20 protein-coding genes are annotated in these 16,280 nt (G+C 70.8%); 9 read left to right on the forward strand and 11 right to left on the reverse strand.

Translation table 11 applies throughout. The features are described from left to right. Nucleotides 1-167: 167 nt before the first annotated feature. From ACIQVZ_RS28870 to ACIQVZ_RS28895, 6 genes are all read right to left on the reverse strand, one after another. A complete protein-coding gene (locus ACIQVZ_RS28870) occupies nucleotides 168-680 on the reverse strand; it encodes an NUDIX domain-containing protein (RefSeq protein ID WP_350878586.1) in 513 nt (170 codons plus the stop codon). A 173-nt stretch (nucleotides 681-853) separates the two neighbouring features. Further along, nucleotides 854-1,195 (reverse strand): HIT family protein, encoded by a 342-nt coding sequence (locus ACIQVZ_RS28875; protein ID WP_402453866.1) that lies wholly within the window; start codon nucleotides 1,193-1,195, stop codon nucleotides 854-856. Further along, nucleotides 1,192-1,668 carry a GNAT family N-acetyltransferase gene (locus ACIQVZ_RS28880; protein ID WP_402453867.1) on the reverse strand — a complete coding sequence of 159 codons (477 nt, stop codon included), beginning with the start codon at nucleotides 1,666-1,668 and terminating at the stop codon, nucleotides 1,192-1,194. Before ACIQVZ_RS28880 ends, ACIQVZ_RS28875 begins: the two co-directional genes overlap by 4 nt. Next, complete coding sequence (locus tag ACIQVZ_RS28885; RefSeq protein ID WP_402453869.1) at nucleotides 1,665-1,916, reverse strand: hypothetical protein; 252 nt, start codon at nucleotides 1,914-1,916, stop codon at nucleotides 1,665-1,667. The genes ACIQVZ_RS28880 and ACIQVZ_RS28885 overlap by 4 nt, the downstream gene beginning before the upstream one ends. Nucleotides 1,917-1,945: 29 nt before the next feature. Beyond that, nucleotides 1,946-2,428: an NUDIX domain-containing protein gene (locus ACIQVZ_RS28890; protein WP_402453871.1), complete on the reverse strand. Its 483-nt coding sequence runs from the start codon at nucleotides 2,426-2,428 to the stop codon at nucleotides 1,946-1,948. Nucleotides 2,429-2,826: 398 nt separating this feature from the next. Next, on the reverse strand, nucleotides 2,827-4,266 hold the full coding sequence (locus ACIQVZ_RS28895) for an NUDIX domain-containing protein (RefSeq protein WP_402453872.1): 1,440 nt from the start codon (nucleotides 4,264-4,266) through the stop codon (nucleotides 2,827-2,829). A 711-nt stretch (nucleotides 4,267-4,977) separates the two neighbouring features. Between ACIQVZ_RS28895 and ACIQVZ_RS28900 the strand changes: the two genes are divergently transcribed. Beyond that, complete coding sequence (locus ACIQVZ_RS28900; protein ID WP_402453874.1) at nucleotides 4,978-5,562, forward strand: DinB family protein; 585 nt, start codon at nucleotides 4,978-4,980, stop codon at nucleotides 5,560-5,562. A gap of 23 nt (nucleotides 5,563-5,585) precedes the next feature. Here the strand turns inward: ACIQVZ_RS28900 and ACIQVZ_RS28905 are convergent, their stop codons facing one another. Further along, a complete protein-coding gene (locus tag ACIQVZ_RS28905) occupies nucleotides 5,586-5,726 on the reverse strand; it encodes a hypothetical protein (RefSeq protein ID WP_402453876.1) in 141 nt (46 codons plus the stop codon). Between the two features lie 28 nt (nucleotides 5,727-5,754). Between ACIQVZ_RS28905 and ACIQVZ_RS28910 the strand changes: the two genes are divergently transcribed. Then, nucleotides 5,755-6,513 (forward strand): hypothetical protein, encoded by a 759-nt coding sequence (locus tag ACIQVZ_RS28910; RefSeq protein WP_402453878.1) that lies wholly within the window; start codon nucleotides 5,755-5,757, stop codon nucleotides 6,511-6,513. Between the two features lie 790 nt (nucleotides 6,514-7,303). Here ACIQVZ_RS28910 and ACIQVZ_RS28915 read toward each other — a convergent pair. The 4 genes from ACIQVZ_RS28915 to ACIQVZ_RS28930 form a co-directional block, all read right to left on the reverse strand. Then, nucleotides 7,304-7,762, reverse strand: a complete 459-nt coding sequence (locus ACIQVZ_RS28915) for a winged helix DNA-binding protein (RefSeq protein ID WP_350878579.1) — start codon at nucleotides 7,760-7,762, stop codon at nucleotides 7,304-7,306. Next, entirely contained in the window at nucleotides 7,755-8,510 is a 756-nt protein-coding gene (locus ACIQVZ_RS28920) for an alpha/beta fold hydrolase (protein WP_402453879.1), read from the reverse strand. Before ACIQVZ_RS28920 ends, ACIQVZ_RS28915 begins: the two co-directional genes overlap by 8 nt. Nucleotides 8,511-8,713: 203 nt before the next feature. Continuing rightward, nucleotides 8,714-9,085: a winged helix-turn-helix domain-containing protein gene (locus ACIQVZ_RS28925; RefSeq protein WP_402453881.1), complete on the reverse strand. Its 372-nt coding sequence runs from the start codon at nucleotides 9,083-9,085 to the stop codon at nucleotides 8,714-8,716. Nucleotides 9,086-9,317: 232 nt separating this feature from the next. Next, entirely contained in the window at nucleotides 9,318-10,172 is an 855-nt protein-coding gene (locus ACIQVZ_RS28930; protein WP_402454018.1) for a class I SAM-dependent methyltransferase, read from the reverse strand. A gap of 187 nt (nucleotides 10,173-10,359) precedes the next feature. Here ACIQVZ_RS28930 and ACIQVZ_RS28935 point away from each other — a divergent pair, with 187 nt between their 5' ends. The 7 genes from ACIQVZ_RS28935 to ACIQVZ_RS28965 all read left to right on the forward strand — a co-directional run bounded on the left by ACIQVZ_RS28935 (nucleotide 10,360) and on the right by ACIQVZ_RS28965 (nucleotide 16,228). Beyond that, nucleotides 10,360-10,671, forward strand: a complete 312-nt coding sequence (locus ACIQVZ_RS28935) for a transposase family protein (RefSeq protein WP_402453884.1) — start codon at nucleotides 10,360-10,362, stop codon at nucleotides 10,669-10,671. A gap of 171 nt (nucleotides 10,672-10,842) precedes the next feature. Next, nucleotides 10,843-11,412 (forward strand): hypothetical protein, encoded by a 570-nt coding sequence (locus tag ACIQVZ_RS28940; RefSeq protein ID WP_402453886.1) that lies wholly within the window; start codon nucleotides 10,843-10,845, stop codon nucleotides 11,410-11,412. Between the two features lie 310 nt (nucleotides 11,413-11,722). Next, entirely contained in the window at nucleotides 11,723-12,688 is a 966-nt protein-coding gene (locus ACIQVZ_RS28945; protein ID WP_402453887.1) for a tyrosine-type recombinase/integrase, read from the forward strand. Continuing rightward, nucleotides 12,688-14,175 carry a hypothetical protein gene (locus ACIQVZ_RS28950; RefSeq protein WP_402453890.1) on the forward strand — a complete coding sequence of 496 codons (1,488 nt, stop codon included), beginning with the start codon at nucleotides 12,688-12,690 and terminating at the stop codon, nucleotides 14,173-14,175. Before ACIQVZ_RS28945 ends, ACIQVZ_RS28950 begins: the two co-directional genes overlap by 1 nt. An 18-nt stretch (nucleotides 14,176-14,193) precedes the next feature. Then, nucleotides 14,194-15,036: a tyrosine-type recombinase/integrase gene (locus ACIQVZ_RS28955; RefSeq protein ID WP_402453893.1), complete on the forward strand. Its 843-nt coding sequence runs from the start codon at nucleotides 14,194-14,196 to the stop codon at nucleotides 15,034-15,036. Between the two features lie 214 nt (nucleotides 15,037-15,250). Continuing rightward, nucleotides 15,251-15,787: a hypothetical protein gene (locus tag ACIQVZ_RS28960; RefSeq protein ID WP_402453894.1), complete on the forward strand. Its 537-nt coding sequence runs from the start codon at nucleotides 15,251-15,253 to the stop codon at nucleotides 15,785-15,787. Nucleotides 15,788-15,910: 123 nt separating this feature from the next. Then, complete coding sequence (locus ACIQVZ_RS28965) at nucleotides 15,911-16,228, forward strand: hypothetical protein (RefSeq protein WP_402453897.1); 318 nt, start codon at nucleotides 15,911-15,913, stop codon at nucleotides 16,226-16,228. Nucleotides 16,229-16,280 lie beyond the last annotated feature (52 nt).

The following is a 16,280-nucleotide window of genomic DNA, read 5'->3' on the forward strand; positions in this document are numbered from 1 at the left end:
TCTGCTCGTGGGAGGTGAACCCCCGGTCGGGGGGCGGCCGGCCGCCGGACGGGAACTGCTCACTGTCGGAGACGTGGTCGGATGGCAGGGGGCGGACGCCGCAGGTTCGGACGGGCGGGGCTTCAAGCGGCCTCCTCCACGGTGTGGTTGGGGCGGGGCGCGGGGTGTCATCCGGGTTCGCCCGGCCGGCGGGGCTGTGAGACGAGGTACTGGGCGACGCCGGTGCGGCGGGCGGTGAGCGAGGCGCGGAGTGTGCGTAGTCGGCGCGGGGTGACGACACGCTCCCATTCCTGGACGGTGCGGACGGCGTGAGCGCTGTGTTCGGCGGGGTCGGGGGTGATGCGTTCGAGTTCCTTGTCGGTGAGGCGGCCGCCGTCGAAGGTGACGCCGATCTTCCAGGGCCATGGTGGTTCCGGCGGGGTGAAGGAGAGCATCAGGAGGCGGGGGGCGTCGTCGAGGGCGGCGGGGACGAAGCCGATCTCCTCGGCGGTCTCGCGCAGTGCGCATGTCCACGGGTCCTCGTCGTCGTCGAGGAGGCCGCCGGGGTACTGGTATTCGCCGGGGTGGTGGACGGAGGTGAGTAGGAGCGGCCGGTCGTGGCGGTCGGTGAGGAAGACACCGGCGTAGGAGATGCCGTGCGGCAGGGTGGGGACGAACCGCTCGGGCGGGACGAAGACCATGGTCAGGCTCCTCGCTGGTCGTGACGGCAGGGGTGGCCGAGCCGGGTGCGCAGGTCGGCGGCGAGGCGTTCGGTCCGGTCGGGGTCGTCGGGCAGGAGGCCCGCGCCTTCGGCCATCAGCGCGTGGAACTGCTGCTGCTCGTAGGGGGTGCCGGGCGGTAGGGCGGCGATGTGTCAGTGGACGTGGGCGTTGCCCTGCATGCTGCCCAGACTCAGCAGGTAGAGGCGTTCGGTGGGGACGGTCGAGGCGAGCGCGGTCGCCACCCGGTGCACGACCAGTTGCAGGGCGAGGTACTGGTCCTCGGTGAAGCCGCCGACGGTGTCCTCGACGTGGGCGCGCGGGGCGACGAGGAGTTTGCCGGGCAGGGTGGGGTAGCGGTCGAGGAAGGCGACGTGCACGCCGTCGTCGAGGACGATGCGGTGTTCATGCCCGGGCTCACCGGCGAGCATGGAGCAGATGAAGCAGGGGCCGTTGCGGGCCCGCTCGTTGTAGGCGTCGAGGTCGAAGGCGGTCACCGCGTCCAGCTTTCCGAGCCGGGGCGCAGCGTCATGTAGCCGTCGACGGGGTCGAATCCGAGGGCGCGGTAGAGCGGGGCTCCGGTCTCGCTGGCGCGCAGCTCGATCGATCCGCATCCGCAGTGCCGCAGTGCCTGGACCAGGGTGGTGGTGACGGCGCGGGCGTGCCCGCGGCGTCGGTGGGCGGGGTCGGTGGCGACGGTGTGGATCCGGGCCCACCGGCCGGTGGGGTGGGTGGGGCCCCGGTAGCCGCGGTAGACGATGCCGATGGCGCAGGAGGCCAGTGTGCCGTCGTCGGCGGGGACGACGTAGGCGAGCAGGTTCGGGTCGGTGCCGAGCCGTTCGCGCATGTCGTCGCGGAAGGTGGTGCGCCAGTCGTGGGTGAGTTGGGCGCCGTCGAGTACCGCGACGCGCAGGCGCAGCAGTTCGTCGGCGTCCTGGGGGCCGGCGGGGCGTACGGGGGATCCGGTCATGCGGGACTGCCTCCGGGGTTCGGTGGGTCATGCGGGTGGTTGTCGGGGGAGGTCGGGGCGGAGGCGGTGTGCCGGTCGGTGCCGCCGTCGGGTCGGTGCGTGGTGCGGTAGACGTACGGGGTCCGGGTGGCGGGGAAGGTGGCGGTGCCTTCCTCCACGATGGGCTGCTGGTCGGCGATGGCCCGCGGCCGGGAGCCGGTGTCGGGCGGCAGCCGCGGCTCGGGCGGGCGTCGGTGGCGGCCGGCCATCCTCGGGCCCCAGCCCTCAGCCCCAGTCCTCAGTCCTGGACCAGGTCGCGGGGGTCGGCGCCCTCGGCCCAGCCGTGGGTGGAGAACCCGCGGCCACCGGACAGGTAGGCGGACAGGGCGGCGTGGGCGCTCGGGAACATCGGCAGCGGCAGCCCGCCCTCTGGCGACCACACCACGGCGAGGTGCTTTCCGGGCTCGGTGTTCGTCAACTCGCCCCGCCAGGCGGTGGCGAGGAACACCGACAGCAGGAAGGGGCCCTTGCCGTCCCAGCCCTGGCGGACCTGGACCGTGTGGACCAGCCGCAGGTCGCGCGGGTCGACGACCAGCCCCGTCTCCTCCGCCAGTTCACGGGCGGCGGCCTCGTCCAGACGCTCGCCGGCCTCGACCTTGCCACCGGGGATCGTCCACACCGGCGTCGTGTTCCAGCTGTTCGTCGCGTAGTTGACCGTCGCGACCCGGCCGCCACTTCGGTCGTGGACGATGACGGCCACCGCCTGTCGCAGGCTCTCCACAGCACTACCTCCAAGGACGCTTGGTCAAAGGGGACTTGGGGACTCCACGGTGTCCGGCGCCGGTCCGCGCGGCGGTTCCAGGACGGTGCGGGCGCAGCCGAGGAGATCGTCACCGCGGTGGTCCGGGGCCCGGCGTAGCGCCGCGGGGCAGTCGATCGCGGCCCACGCCCGGCACGCCGCCCACCAGGGCGCCGCGCTCGCCGCGCACCAGCCGATTGCGTGGCCGGAAGTCGTCGTGGCAGCAGGCCGGGGTGACGTGTGGCGGCTCGGCGCGGGTGGCCTGGGCCGGCACCCGACGTCGGCTTCGGATGGTCCGGCCTCGCGGGCGCGGGCCGGCGCCCGTGCGCGCTCCCGCACCCACGCCAACCGCTGCCCGGCGGGGGCGCCGACGACCAGCGTCACCGGGTCCGCCCCGGCAGCGCGGGGCGCCGGGCTGGCTGGGCGGCGGGCGGGGTCGGGCCGGGGCACGAGGCCTCCCCGGCGGGCTGGCCGGCCGCCGCGGCGAGCAGCGGCAGGTAGTGGTGCATGTAGGGCGGGACTTTCAGATCGAGCACCTCGCTGAGGGGGACCATGCGTACGGCCAGGCCCTCGTCACCGAGCCGCAGGTCGCTCTCGGGGCCGTCCCAGGGGGCGTGCAGGACGCGGGTGAGGGGGAGGCCGAGGTCGTGGTGCGGGTCGGGGAGGGTCCGCAGCCCGGTGATCTCGATGCCGGCCTCCTCGAGGACCTCGCGCACCGCGCTCTCCTCGGCGTTCTCGTCCCCCTCGCGCCAGCCGCCGATCGGGGTCCAGTAGCCGGGCCAGGCCATGCCCGGCCCGCATTCGCGCAGGTGCATCAGCAGTCGACCCGCGCGGTCGGTGACGAAGACCAGGACGCCCTCGAAGTCGTCGCCGTCCGGGGCCGGGCACTCCAGGTAGAGCGGGACGCCGCAGCGGTGGGCGCGCAGCACCTGCCGGAGCCGCTGGTAGTGGGCGGGGGCCATCCGGGAGCGCCAGTCGTGGGCCGTCTCGAACCGGAACTCGGTGTGCTCGGCCGGATCGAGCCGGATCCGGGCCTGCTGCTCGGCGGTCAGCGTGCCGCCGTCGAACACGTAGCCGGCGGCGGGGACCGGGTAGTCGGCGTTGGCCCGCGTGTGGATCACGGCGACCAGGCGCCGCCGGAGCACCCGCGGGTTCTCCGCGGCCAGGTCCAGGCCCAGCTCATCCCGGGCCTCGCGCAGCGCGGTGTCGAAGGGGCTCTCGCCGTGCTCGACGTTGCCGCCGGGCATGTTCCACACGTCCGGGTCGATGGTCGAGCGCATCCCGAGGACGCGGCCGGCGGGGTCGGTGACGAGAAGGCAGCCGTAGGCGTTGGGACGGGCGATGGCGGTCAGGTGGCCGTCGACCAGGTGCTGGCCCCGGATCGCCAGGCGGCCGGCAAGCCACTCGATCACCGCGCGCTGAGCGTCGCTGGTCGTGGGCAGCCGGTGCGCCGGAGCCCACTGGTGGGAGTCGTGGTCGGCGGAGAGGACGACCGGGGTGCCCTCGGGAACGACGGTGGAGAAGACGAACTGCCGCACTCGCAGGCCGCGCTGGTCGGCGAAGTCCTGGTGCCGCACGTACTCCAGCGCCAGGTCGGTCAGGCCGGTCTCCTGCGCCAACTCCCGCGCCGCGCCCGCCGCCACGGGCTCGCCGGCCTCGTGGCCGCTGCCCGGGTACTCCCACAGGCCGGGCAGGACGTCGTGCGCGGATCGGCGGATCATCAGGATCCGGCCGCGGGTGTCGCGGACCACCACGCCGACGCCGATCCGTTCGGCGCCCTCGCGGAAGGCGAGGGCGGTCAGCATGTCGAAGTCGATCACAGGGTTGACTCCTTGATCTCTCGGGCGGACGCAGCCCGCCGGCCGGCGTCGGTCCTCGCCGCGGTTCCTCCGGACACGGTCGGCGCGCGGGCGCGCGAGTGTGCTGGAAGAAGGCGATCCGGCATCCAAGTTTCTTTCTGTGGAACCGAGTTGAGGAACCCCCTAGAGGTTGGCGGCCTCCGATGATGGTGCTGTTCGAGTGCGGTGTTCAAGTGGATTACCTCCGGGCGAGCCCGGGTCGAACAGGGAGGTTTCGAGCACCTTCCGGGCGCGGTCGAGGGCGTCCCCCAGCCAGCCGCGGACGGGCTCGGGCAGGCTGACGGAGCCCAGTACGCAGGCGGCGGGAGCCTGTTCGAGCTCGGCCGTTGGGCCGGGTTCGAGGTAGTCGCGGACGCCCGGACGCCCGGGTGGCCGAGGAGGTCGCGCAGCGTGTGGCGGTCGCCCATTTCACCCGATCGGATGATTTCCGAGCGCCGGCCGTCCGCCTCCACACCGCGGCGCAGGGCCAGGGCAAGCACGGAAGGCAGGGCAAGCATGGCGAGCGGCCCGGCGGCGCGGTGGGCTTCCCCGTCGAATTCTTCTGTTCGTTCGTCAGGAGAGCGGACCGACGGATGCGGAGCGTTCGGTCCTGCCGTCCCGCAGTGCCGGTTCGTCGTCTGCCTGTCGGGCCCGGGTCGGTCTCACGGACCGTGGATGGCAGACTGCGTCCCCGTGATCGATGAATTCGCCAAGGAGTACTTGCACAGCGATCTGCGTGATGTCCGGGAGGTGCTGGTCTGGAAGCTCGACGGGCTGTCCGAATACGACGTCCGCCGCCCTCTGACCGGCTCGGGCACGAGCCTCCTCGGGCTGGTCAAGCACCTCACGAACATCGAGTACCGGTACTTCGGCAACGTCTTCGACCGCCCCTGCCCGGAGCCGCTGGGCCGGTGGGACGACGAGCGGCTCTGGGCCGAGGCGATGTGGGCGAGCGAGCACGAGACCCGTGAGGAGATCATCGGCCGCTACCGCCGGGTCGCGGAGCACTCCGACGCGACGATCGACGCCCTCACCGTCGAGGCGCCGGGCTACGTGCCCTGGTGGCCCCGTCCGGACGTCACGTTGTTCAACGTCCTGGTGCACGTGCTCACCGAGACCAGCCGGCACGCCGGACACGCCGACATCCTGCGCGAGCATCTCGACGGCGCCACCGGGACCGAGTCGGGCCACGCGAATGCGCAGCCCGGTGCCGCGTTGCGGCAGTTCCGGTTCGCCGAGGTCGAACGGGCCGCCAGGGCGGCGGTGGACACGCCCTGACCAGGGTGCGAGCTGCTGGTCGATCAGGTGGTCTTCGCCACCCGCTGCGGGGGCGGACCTGGGCGCGCTACCGCACCGGGCAGGAGCCGGTCCCTCGGGACGGCCATCTGGTAGGCGTCCCAGGGAGTCGACTGGTTCCCGCCGGTGTTCAATGGCTTCGTCATCGCATCGGTCTGGAAGGACACTCGTCACGTGGGACGCAGGAAGCCGGGCAAGCCGCGCCGCGGGCGAGAAGCGGTCGGGTACACGTTGCGGCAGCTCCAACCGCCCGGCTACGACGAGTGGATGGCCCCGGCCGTCGGGCACGGGCCGGAACTGGCCGGCGCCGATTCCGGCCTCTCGCCGCAGGCCGTCGACCTGATGCGCCGTCTGACCCGCCTCCAGCCCGCCTACGGGTCGAAGATCCCGCTGCAGGCCGTCTGGCTCGACCTCGCCATCGACGACGGCGTCCTGCGGCTGCGCGGGAAGGACGGCACGGTCGACCACCTGCCGGCCGCCGACCTCGCTCGCGCGTTCGGCCACGCGGCCGGCCCGGACGGGTTGCGGGCCCTGCTGCACGAACTGCACGCCGCCGGTGCGCTGCTGGTCGAGTCGGACGGCGGCGACGACACCGTGCTGCGCGTGGTCGTCGGCAGGCCCGCGAAGCCCGGCGACCCATGGCTGTTCGGCGGTGACGCCGCCGGCGATCTGGTGGCCCGGACCTGCGTCCCCGGTGACCCGCGGGTCCTCGGCGCGGAGAAGTTCGGCGCACTGGGGTACCTGCGGTCCCATCTCGCGGTGGGCACGGTCGGCAGTGCGGAGGAGTACGCGGCGTTCGAGGGTGTTGGATCGGTGGAGCGTGCCCGGGAGCTTTTCGACGCGGTCGCGGACCTGGTCGGCATCCGTGGCTGCCCGGCCTGCCCGGCCGCGCACCTGTGTACTCGCGATCCGGACGCCGATCAGGTGGCGTGAGGACTCGGCGGGCCCGGCCCGGCCGGTGTCCGGCGGGGGAGACGGCCGCGCCGCGCGATGGCCGACACCACCCGCCCTGGCCTGGGACCTCGCCGCCCCGCGCCCGAGTGGTGGGGCTGGGCCTGTACAGCAGCCGTCCCGCACCCGCCGACCGTGACCTGGGCTTGTCCGGTCCTCGACTCCCCGCTGGTGCGCGGCTTGATGGGGCTGCGTTGGTCCGGCCACGGTGGCATCCGCACCCGCCACCACGACGGCATCCGCACTCTCCACCACGGCGGCGGCCTCGCCCGAGGCAGGGTGGGGAAGGACGTCGACGGGCCTCGCCGGCTGGGCCGGCCTGGTCGACGGCCGACTCGTCGTCACCCGGAGCCCGTCCTGCGCGTCGAGTCGTGGCCGGCCAGCCGGACGCTGCATGCAGCCCTTCCCAGCACCCCGCCCACCCTGACGACGGCCGGAGCGAGGACGATGACGAGCCCGACGGCCGGGAGCACGGTCTGCTCGGCGACATCCGTACCAGGGTCCGCTGTCGGGCGGCCGGGCTCACCCTGGAGGCCATCGACCGGGCGCCCTGCCCGCCGCCCAGGACGACCTGCGGATCGCCGGCCGGCACGCCGACGCCTGCGCCGGGCGGCGGCGAGTGCGGGTGGCCGGGGCCGAAACCGCTGTCCGCGGTCGGCAGGTTCGGGGGCCGTACGCGGTGATGCGCAAGTGCTCCTCGGCCGGGCGTGGGAGTGTGCGGGTCCGGCGGCAGGTCGGGCCAGCCCCGGCCGGTCCCGTGCGGGCCGTGGTGTCAGTCGAGGGCGAGGCGTTTGTTGAGGGCCTCGCCTGAGGGCAGGGGGTCGATGAAGTTGTGCAGGAACGTGAGCATCGCGTCGGTGTCCAGCCCCTGGCAGGCGGCGTCCATCGCGGCGTAGAGGGACTCCTCGATCCCGGCGACGGCGGTGGCCAGGCGTTCGCCCTCGGGGGTGAGGCTGAGCTGGAGGTAGCGGCGGTCCGCGGCGTCGGTGCGGCGCTCGACCAGTCCGGCCGCGACGACGCGTTCGACAAGCCGGCTGGGGTTGGTGCCGCTCTCGCACACCAGGAGCTGCCCGAGCCCGTTGAGACTCAAGGTGCCGTGCTGCTGGAGCAGGCGCAGCACCTCGGCCTGCGACGGGGTGATGCCGTGCGGCTTGAGGGCCTGGATCAGCAGCCGGTTGCCTTCGCGCTGGGCGGCCAGGATCGCGAACCGCAGGTGTTCGGCCTTACGCATCGGCGTTTCGCCGGGTGGTCGGCACGGTGGCGAGGAAGTCGTTGACCGCGGCGGCGTAGGTGGCGGGGTGGGAGAAGCGGAACATGTGGCCGGTGCGCGCCAGCACGACCTCCCGGGCGTCGGGGATGCCCGCGAGCATGACCTTGGAGGCGTTCTCGCCGATCAGCACGTCGTGGGAGGGGGTCAGGATCAGGGTCGGGACCTGGACCCGGCCCAGCGCGTCGACGTAGTCGGCGGTGAGGACGGCCCGCAGGCGGGCGCCGAAGGAGGCGGCGGGGGTGTTGGCGAGGAACAGTTCGCGGCTGCGCGCCTGGCTCCAGGGCACCTGGCCCTCGCCGTCGTACGGGGAGGTGAGGCGGCGGGCGTGGGCGCGCAGCGTCAGCTGCCGGTAGAGCGGCCCGCGGGCGCTGCCGATCGCCTGCATCAGGGCCTTCCACGGCTTCGAGTCGACCGGGTTGGCCGCGAAGCCGCCGGACATGACGAGGGCGCGTAGGCCCGGCGGGCGGCGGGTCGCCAGTGCGAGGGCGATGTTCGCGCCGAAGGAGTCGCCGACCAGCACGTAGTCGTCCAGGTCCGCGATCGCGCTCTCGACGTGGTCGGCGTAGCGCTCGATGTCGTCGACGCCCTCGGGCAGGCGCAGCGTCCGTTTGAGTGCCTCGCCGTAGGGGGCCAGTTGCTCGGCGCTCCATGGGGCGCCGGAGAAGCAGGGGATGAAGACGAGGGTCGGATTCTTCTCTGAAGTGTTCATAGCGGACACATTACACGACATACGTGTCGCGACACATGTGATCCAGATCACACTCCTGGCCTGTTTTCCCTGGACTCGCCCGGTCTCGGGCGGCGGTGCGGGCCGCCCCGGCACGCAGGCGGCGGTCAGCCGGCTGCGGGAGGCCGGGCCGCATGGCGATCAGCCCGGCCACCGACAGGCTCCCGAGCGGCGGCCGCTGGCGGTCACGACCGGTGTGCGGCCTCGCCGGCCCCAGGTGCGTCCTCTGGGCGGTCTGCGGGTGAAGCCCGCCTCGTCCTCGAAGCAGATGTAGGCCCCGCAAGCCGCCCGGGCGCTTTTACCTCCGCCCGCGTCACCTCCTTCCACACGGTGACGGCCTCCTCGTTCCGCTCGGCGACCCGCCGCGCGGGGACCTGCGGGCTGAAGCCGAGCCGGTGCATCAGCCTCGTGGCACCCGAGACGCTGTAGGACGAGACGCTGTAGGAGACGTGGAACTTCCGGCGGCTTGATCCTTTGCTCGAACAACTCGGCCGTCTGCATCCGCACCGACTCCCGGCGTAGCCGTCCCTCAGGGGCCAGCCCGCCCCCATCCGCATATCTCACGCACCACCGAATACAGCCACCACACCAAGCCCATCAGGGACTTCGGGAAACCGGCGCCGTCCGACGGCTGACCGCCTCTTACCCCTCCTCTTCCTCCACGTCGCCGATGGCGACGCAGAGGCCCTACATGCTCTGCTGGACCTCGATCACGGACACCTTTCACATCCCCGGCCTGGAGGCGGCCGATCTCACTGGACTTCGACCGGCCAGCCGATGGGACGTATGTCAGCGCGCGGTGACCGAATACGCGGCGAGCGCGCGGTTGTCGCGCGGCTTGGCGATGGCCCGGAGAACGTCGACCTGGCTCAGGACGAGCTGTCGTACCGCCTCGGGCAGTGTGGCCAGACGCTCCTCTGTTCCGGCCAGGTCGAGGCAAGCAGCGATTTCCCAGTCACCGTCCTGAAGCTCTTCGGTATCGACCGACCCGCCGCCGTCGGCCGTCCAGCCGACCTCGGACAGGAGACGCAGTATCCCCTCACGGGAGAAAGGCGTGCGGACGTTGCCCTGACCATGCGACCCTGCGGCTTCGATCTGCCCCTGGATCAGCACGGCGAGGAGGTGCGCCAACTGGTCACCGGACGCGGGCGTCAAGTCCCACTCGGTGAACCACAGCCGCCGCGCCCACGGCCGTACCCGGGCCAGTGTGTCTCGAAGTTGTCCAAGCGATGCGAAATACCAGGAACAATGTGCGAGCACCACATGGTCGAAGGCACCCTCGGGGAAGTCCACTGACGGGTCAAGGACGTCGGTGCCGAAGCGGAAGTCGATGCGCGGCCCGAGGGGGCCCGCCGCGAGCCGGGCTGCCGATTCCCCGAGCGTCACCGGCGCCCCGTAGGAGGGCTCGGCCACGTCGACGGCAACCACGCGCCCCTTGGGCCCAACCGCCTCTGCCAGGACGGCGGTCATGTCGCCCTGGCCGCAGCCCAGTTCGAGGACGGTTGAACCTGGCGCGATGTGCCAGCCCGCCACGAGCGCGGCGCGGTGACGAGTCTGGGACAGCTGGCTGTCCGGGCTGTGATCGGCGGCAGCCATACCGGCCGCGAGCGAGGGGGCCTTGGCGCGAAGATCGGGGAGATTCACAAAGTCCTTGGTGATACTCGACGGGTCGGTGGTGGCCGATGGTATGAGACGCGGGGGCAGCACACCCCATATTTGCCTCGTCTGCTCCACCTGTGGGTCGGTGCGGAGCGCCTGACGCAGCACACGCCGTTCCCTGTGCAGATCTTGAGGTGTTGGGGCCCGAGATCGATCGCGCAGGGAGAACGGCGTGCGGTTCACCAGGCTATTGAAGTCGCTGGTCGGATGCGAGCAGGAGGTGCCGGAGGATGCCTGGTTCGATGAGGGAACGCGGGTCATGGTGGTGGCGGTGCGTCCGAGGTCCCGGGCGCGTCGCCGCTGCGGGATCCGTCGCAGCCGCTGTCCGCGGTTCGATGCCGGGGCGGGACGCCGGCGGTGGCGGCACCTGGACGCGGCCGGGCTGCAGCTGTTCCTGGAGGCCGATGCCCCGCGTGTGTCGTGCGAACGGCACGGGGTGGTGGTCGCGGCGGTGCCCTGGGCCCGGCTGTTTTCACCGGGGTGAAGTAGAGCCAGGGATTCGGCCTGTTGGGGAGCCAACGGTTCTTCGGTGAGTTCGGGAGCCAGTAGGTGTGATGGTCTGGAACATGCCGCTTTCGGAGTAATCGCAGTGGCTTGGGCTGTTTGGCCGTCACGCTGTGCCTGTTGATCACGGTCCAGGTCAGGGAGACCGCTGGTGCACAGGTCACGTGAGTGGCTGTTCGAGAGGATCCGCCGGGCCAGGCGTGAGCACGGGCTGTCGGGGCGGGAGCTTGCGGTGCGGTTCAAGGTGTCGCGGAACACGGTGAAGAAGGCCTTGGAGTCGCCGGTGCCGCCGAAACGCAAGTCGCCGCCACCGCGCAAGAGCGTGCTGGAGCCGGTGAAGGGTTTCATCGACGCGATGCTGCGCGAGGACCTGGACGCGCCGTCGAAGCAGAAGCACACGGTTCCGCGGATCATCGAGCGCCTGGCCGCGGAGCACGACTTCGAGCTGGGCCGCCCGACCACGGTCTGGGACTACGTGTCCAAGAGGCGCCCGCAGATCCGGAGGGAGGCCTTGGAGGGGCGCCGGCACCTGGACGGGATGGTGCCGCAGGCGAAGAGACCGGGCGAGGAGGCGGAGGTCGACTTCGCGGACTTCTGGCTGGACCTGGCCGGGCAGCGGCGCAAGTGCGTGCTGTTCACGCTGCGGCTGTCCTACTCGGGCAAGGCGGTGCACCGACCCGTTGACCGCACTATCGGCGTGTCCTACGTGTTGGCTCGGTGAGGGCGAGGAGTCTCCGTTCGGGATGTTCCCGACGAGACGGAGACGTGATGGATCACGCTGCGGTGACGGCGGAACGCGAGGTGACTGGGCTGGTGCTGGCCCGGGTCGGCAGAGTGGAGGCGACCGGTGCCGCCACGCTGCCCTGGGTGGTTCTCGACGGGGCGGGCCGGCCGATCACGTCGGCAAACGAGTTCCTGCGGGAGTTGCTGGCCTGCGGCAACACTCCAGCTTCCTGCCGTTCCTATGCCTTTGACCTGCTGCGTTCCGCTTCCTTGCGGCAGTGGATGTGGAATGGAGCCGTGCGAAACGAGTGGACGTACGCGACTTCGTCCTTTGGCTGCGGACGTGCCACAACCCGGCGCGGGACCGGAACCGACCGGATGCACCCGCGCCGGGATCGCTGAACGCGCGCACTGGCAAGCCATACCTGAGGTCGGGCTACGCCCCGGCAACCATCAACCACGCGGTGTCGGTGCTGGCGGCGTTCTACGACCACCATCTGCAAACCGGGCAGGGTCCCGTCGTCTCCCCGGTGCCGCCGCAGTCCCGTGACGGACGCCGGCTGGACGCGCATCACAACCCGTTGGAGCCGTTTCGGCTGCACCGTCGTGGCGCCTACCGGCAGAAGCAGGCCCACCGCGAGCCCCGTGCTGTCCCCGACGATGTCGTCGAAGACCTGTTCACCTCACTGGGCTGTCACCGCGACCGGGCACTGTTCTCCATGTTCTTGTCCAGCGGCGCACGGGCCGCCGAGATGCTGGGCATGACGATCGGCGACATCCACCCGGGCGAGGGCCGGATCTACGTGCAGACCAAGGGCTTGGGCGGGGCGAAGGAAGCATGCCCAGCCTCCCCGGAAGCCTTCGCCTGGCTGGCCCTCTACCTCGGTGACCTGGCCCAGGACGGCCACCGGCCCGCCCCGGACGAGCCGGTGTGGTGGACCCTGCGCGGACAGACGCGCCCGCTGACCTACACCGCCCTGCGAGCGGTGCTCAATCGGATCAACTCCCGGATCGGGGCGAACGTAACGCTGCACGACCTGCGGCACACCCTGTGTCTGCGCTTGATCGAAGACCCGGCCATCACCCTGGTCGACGCTCAGCAGGTGATGCGCCACCGGCGCATCACCACGACCAGCACCTACCTGCGGCCCAGGATCGATGAGGTCATCACCAAGGTCCACGAGCACTACACGCGCCCCAAGCCGCCACCGCGGCCGCTGACCGGCTGGACGTATGACCCGGACGACCTCGCCGACGTCTTCGGGAGCCGCTGATGGCCCGGCACGGCCGCGTCGCCCGCACGCCGGTCAGCTCACGCGACCCCGCCCTCCTCACCACCGTGCTGCCCGAACCAAGGAGCACGACCCGGGGCAGCGGCCGGGAAGCGGCGCATCGCGATGAACTCGCCCGCCTGGCCGAGAGGCTGCTGAGAGAGCCGACCGCTCGCAACCTATGGCGTCAGCAGCTCTCACTGACCCGCATCTTCGACTGGCTGGAGGGATTCCCGGCCGACACCTGGCAAGACCGATGGCTGCTGAGCGGTTCCGACGGACTGGGCTCCGGCTGGGGACCGCAGGGGCTCAGCGCGGGCACCCGGTCGCGGTTCACCGCTGGTCTCGGCACCTTGATCGTCCTCCGGGCGATCCGGCCCTCCTACGCGTGGGTCTTCGGCAGCCGCCTCCTGGGCGTCTACGACGCCTACCGTCGCCACAACCAACCGGCGCTGTTCGCCGAACTCACAGAGCGCGCCGGCGGACAGCGCTGCGACGAGCACGCGACCGAAGCCCTGAACGTGCTCACCCGCATGAGTATCGTCACCGGCAAGGACCTGCTGGCCTTCGACCTGGAGGACCTCACCGACTACGCCCGGGCCCGTCGGGACAACGGCCGGACGGTGACGGCCCTGCCCTTCGCCTACGACATCCTTCACGCCGTCGGCGGTCTCAAGGACTCGCCACCGACCCTGCGCGAGGCCCAGGCCCGCGGCCAGCTCACCCCCGCAGAGCTGATCGACCGCCACCCGATCGCCAATCGCGCGGTCCGCGACGTGCTCGTCCACTACATTGCCGAGCGATCCGCAGTCCTGGACTACGGCTCCCTGGTCAATCACGCCCAGATGCTGGCCGACCTGTTCTGGGGCGACCTGCAACGCCACCACCCAGCGATCTCCTCGTTCAACCTGCCCGACGAGGTGGCCCAGGCATGGAAGCAGCGCGTCCGGGTCCTGCCCGACGGGCGACCGCGCCGCACCGCCCACGCCGTGTTCCTGGCCGTCCGCTCCTTCTACCTAGACCTCTCGCAGTGGGCGATGGAAGACCCGGCCCGCTGGGCGACCTGGGCCGCACCCTGCCCGATCAGCGAAGCCGACATCCGCGGCTACATCAAGGAGACCCGTCACCGACAGGCACGGATGCAGCAGCGCACCCGCACCCTGGTCCCTGTCCTGCCGCAACTCGTCCGCGCTGCCGAGGCTCGGCTGCAGCATGCCACGCTCCTGCTACAGGCAGTCCGCTCCACGAAGCCGGGTGAGGAGTTCACCGTTGAGGGCTCGCGCTATCGACGTACCGGCCGCAACGGCAGCCACTGGCGCCCCACCGCACTGTTCCTCGCCCCCGTCGACGAGCCCGGTCCCCGCTTCGATGCCGAATGCGAGGAGAACAACGCGTTCTGGACCTGGGCGAGCATCGAGGTCCTGCGACGCACCGGGGCCAGGATCGAGGAACTCCTGGAGCTCACCCACCTGAGTCTGCGTCAGTACTAAGCTCCCACCGGCGAGACGGTGCCTCTGCTGCAGGTCAGCCCATCCAAGATCGACCGAGAGCGCGTCATCCCCGCCGACCCGGACCTCGTCGCAGTCCTCGCCCGGATCATTCGCCGTATCAAAGGCACCGGGGGGCGGGTGCCGCTGCTGACCCGGTACGACGGCTACGAGCGGGTCTTCGGCCCACCGATGCCCCACCTGTTCCAGTGCCCCTCCCAGCACCGGCTCCAGGTCATCTCCCCCAACCGGATCCGCGAGCTCCTCACCGACCATGCGCTACGGGCTGGCATCGTCGACGTCGACGGGACACCGCTGAGGTTCACGTCGCACGACTTCCGCAGAATCCTCTCGACCGAAACGGTCAACGGCGGCTTGCCGATCCATATCGCCGCAAAGGTCCTTGGCCACCTCGATCTCAACACCACTCAGGCCTACGTCGCGGTCTATCCCGAGGAAGTCGTCCGCCACTACCGGCAGTTCATCGACCAGCGCCGGAGCCACCGTCCCGGCGAGGAGTACCGCGAGCCCAGCGGAGCCGAGTGGCAGGACTTCCGTGACCACTTCAGCCTCCGGAAGGTTGCCCTCGGCACCTGCGACCGGCCCTACGGGACCCCGTGCCAGCATGAAAGCGCCTGCGTCAGGTGCCCCATGCTCCGCCTGGACCTGGCCCAGGAGCCCCGGCTGCTGGAGATCGAGGCCAACACGCGCGAGCGCCTCGGGGAGGCCCAGCGGATGCAATGGCTCGGTGAGGTCGCCGGGCTGCAGGAAAGCCTGCGGCACATCGCCGTCAAGAAGCAGCAGGCCGAACGCCTACGGGCACAAGCGGGGCGGGGAGAGAGCGGACCCGGCTCCCTCAGCTGAACAATCACATTGACCAGCGTGGGCGAGATAGAGATCGTGAGCCCATGACGGACAGCACATGGCTCAACCGCGATCACCAGCTCATCCCCGGCAAGGAGGTCTTTCGCAGCGAGCGCAGGTTCCACCTCTTGGCCTACACCGCGAGCCACGGCCAGCTCCTGTGCGGAGCATCGGCCGGCCCGACGAGCCCGGCGAGCCCGAGACAACGATTGACGTGCTCTTCAAGCCCGCCGCCGTGGTGAAGATCCGTGACGACTACCGCGGCTTGGCGATCAGATGCGCGACCGCGGCCGAGAGCGAGCAGGTCAAGACCGACCACGCCAGCGTGTCCTTCAGCCGGGACGATCGCGTCTTCGTTCTGGAGAGCCAGGGTGAGTCCGACTACGTGGTCGCCATGGCCGCTGGTTGGAGGGAAGGGGTGCTCGGCCGCACGCAACAGAGCTTCTTCAACGACTTCTACCCCGACAGGCCGATCTGGCCCAGCCAGCCGCTCTCCGGGGTCGACGCTGGCCTCAACATCGCCTCGTCCCAGGAGCTCATCGACGCACTGCTGGCTGAGGACAACGCCGCGGTCCGCCGCGAGCGTCACCGCCGCGTCTACGTCGTTATGACGCGGGTGATCCGCTCCGACGGGCCCGACGTCACCGGAGCGGGCGTCTTTCTGACCAGAGCCGACGCCGAGGACGCCCTGGCCGTGATCACCGCGAAGTCAGTCCACTGCTGGATTGAAGAGCTCCCGATCGTGATCTGACCAGGATCCGCTCAGGCGCTGTCGGCGTACGAGTTGAAGTGCAGAGGCAAGTACGAGTGAACGTGCAGAGCTGTCTGCAGAACGCGGTCCTATGCTTCCTGGCCGTAAGGCATGATCGCGGGTATGGCAGAAGCAAATCTGGATCAGCTGGCACAGTTGTGGGATGAGTTCAGGGCCATGCCCTTTCCCCGGGGCTTCTACCTGCGAGAGCCCGAGGGTGAGTGCATGGTGATGATGGACTCGACGCTCGCTGGCTGTATCTCGTCGGCCTTGGACGGCCCTCTGGATGACCGGAACCGAGACATCCTGCAGGGACGCATAACAGTCCTTGGAACGATCCTTCCGTCCATCGCCGATGACGAGTACGCCACCGAGTACTTCACGCACCTGCATGGGACTGCCGTGCTGGCCGCTGAGGTCGATGGGGATCGAAGCAAGTAGTGCTGGTCAGACCGGTCAGGCGACCCCACCTATCGGCTCAAGAACCGCCTCA

Source organism: Kitasatospora sp. NPDC098663 (assembly GCF_044760075.1).
Taxonomy (GTDB): domain Bacteria; phylum Actinomycetota; class Actinomycetes; order Streptomycetales; family Streptomycetaceae; genus Kitasatospora.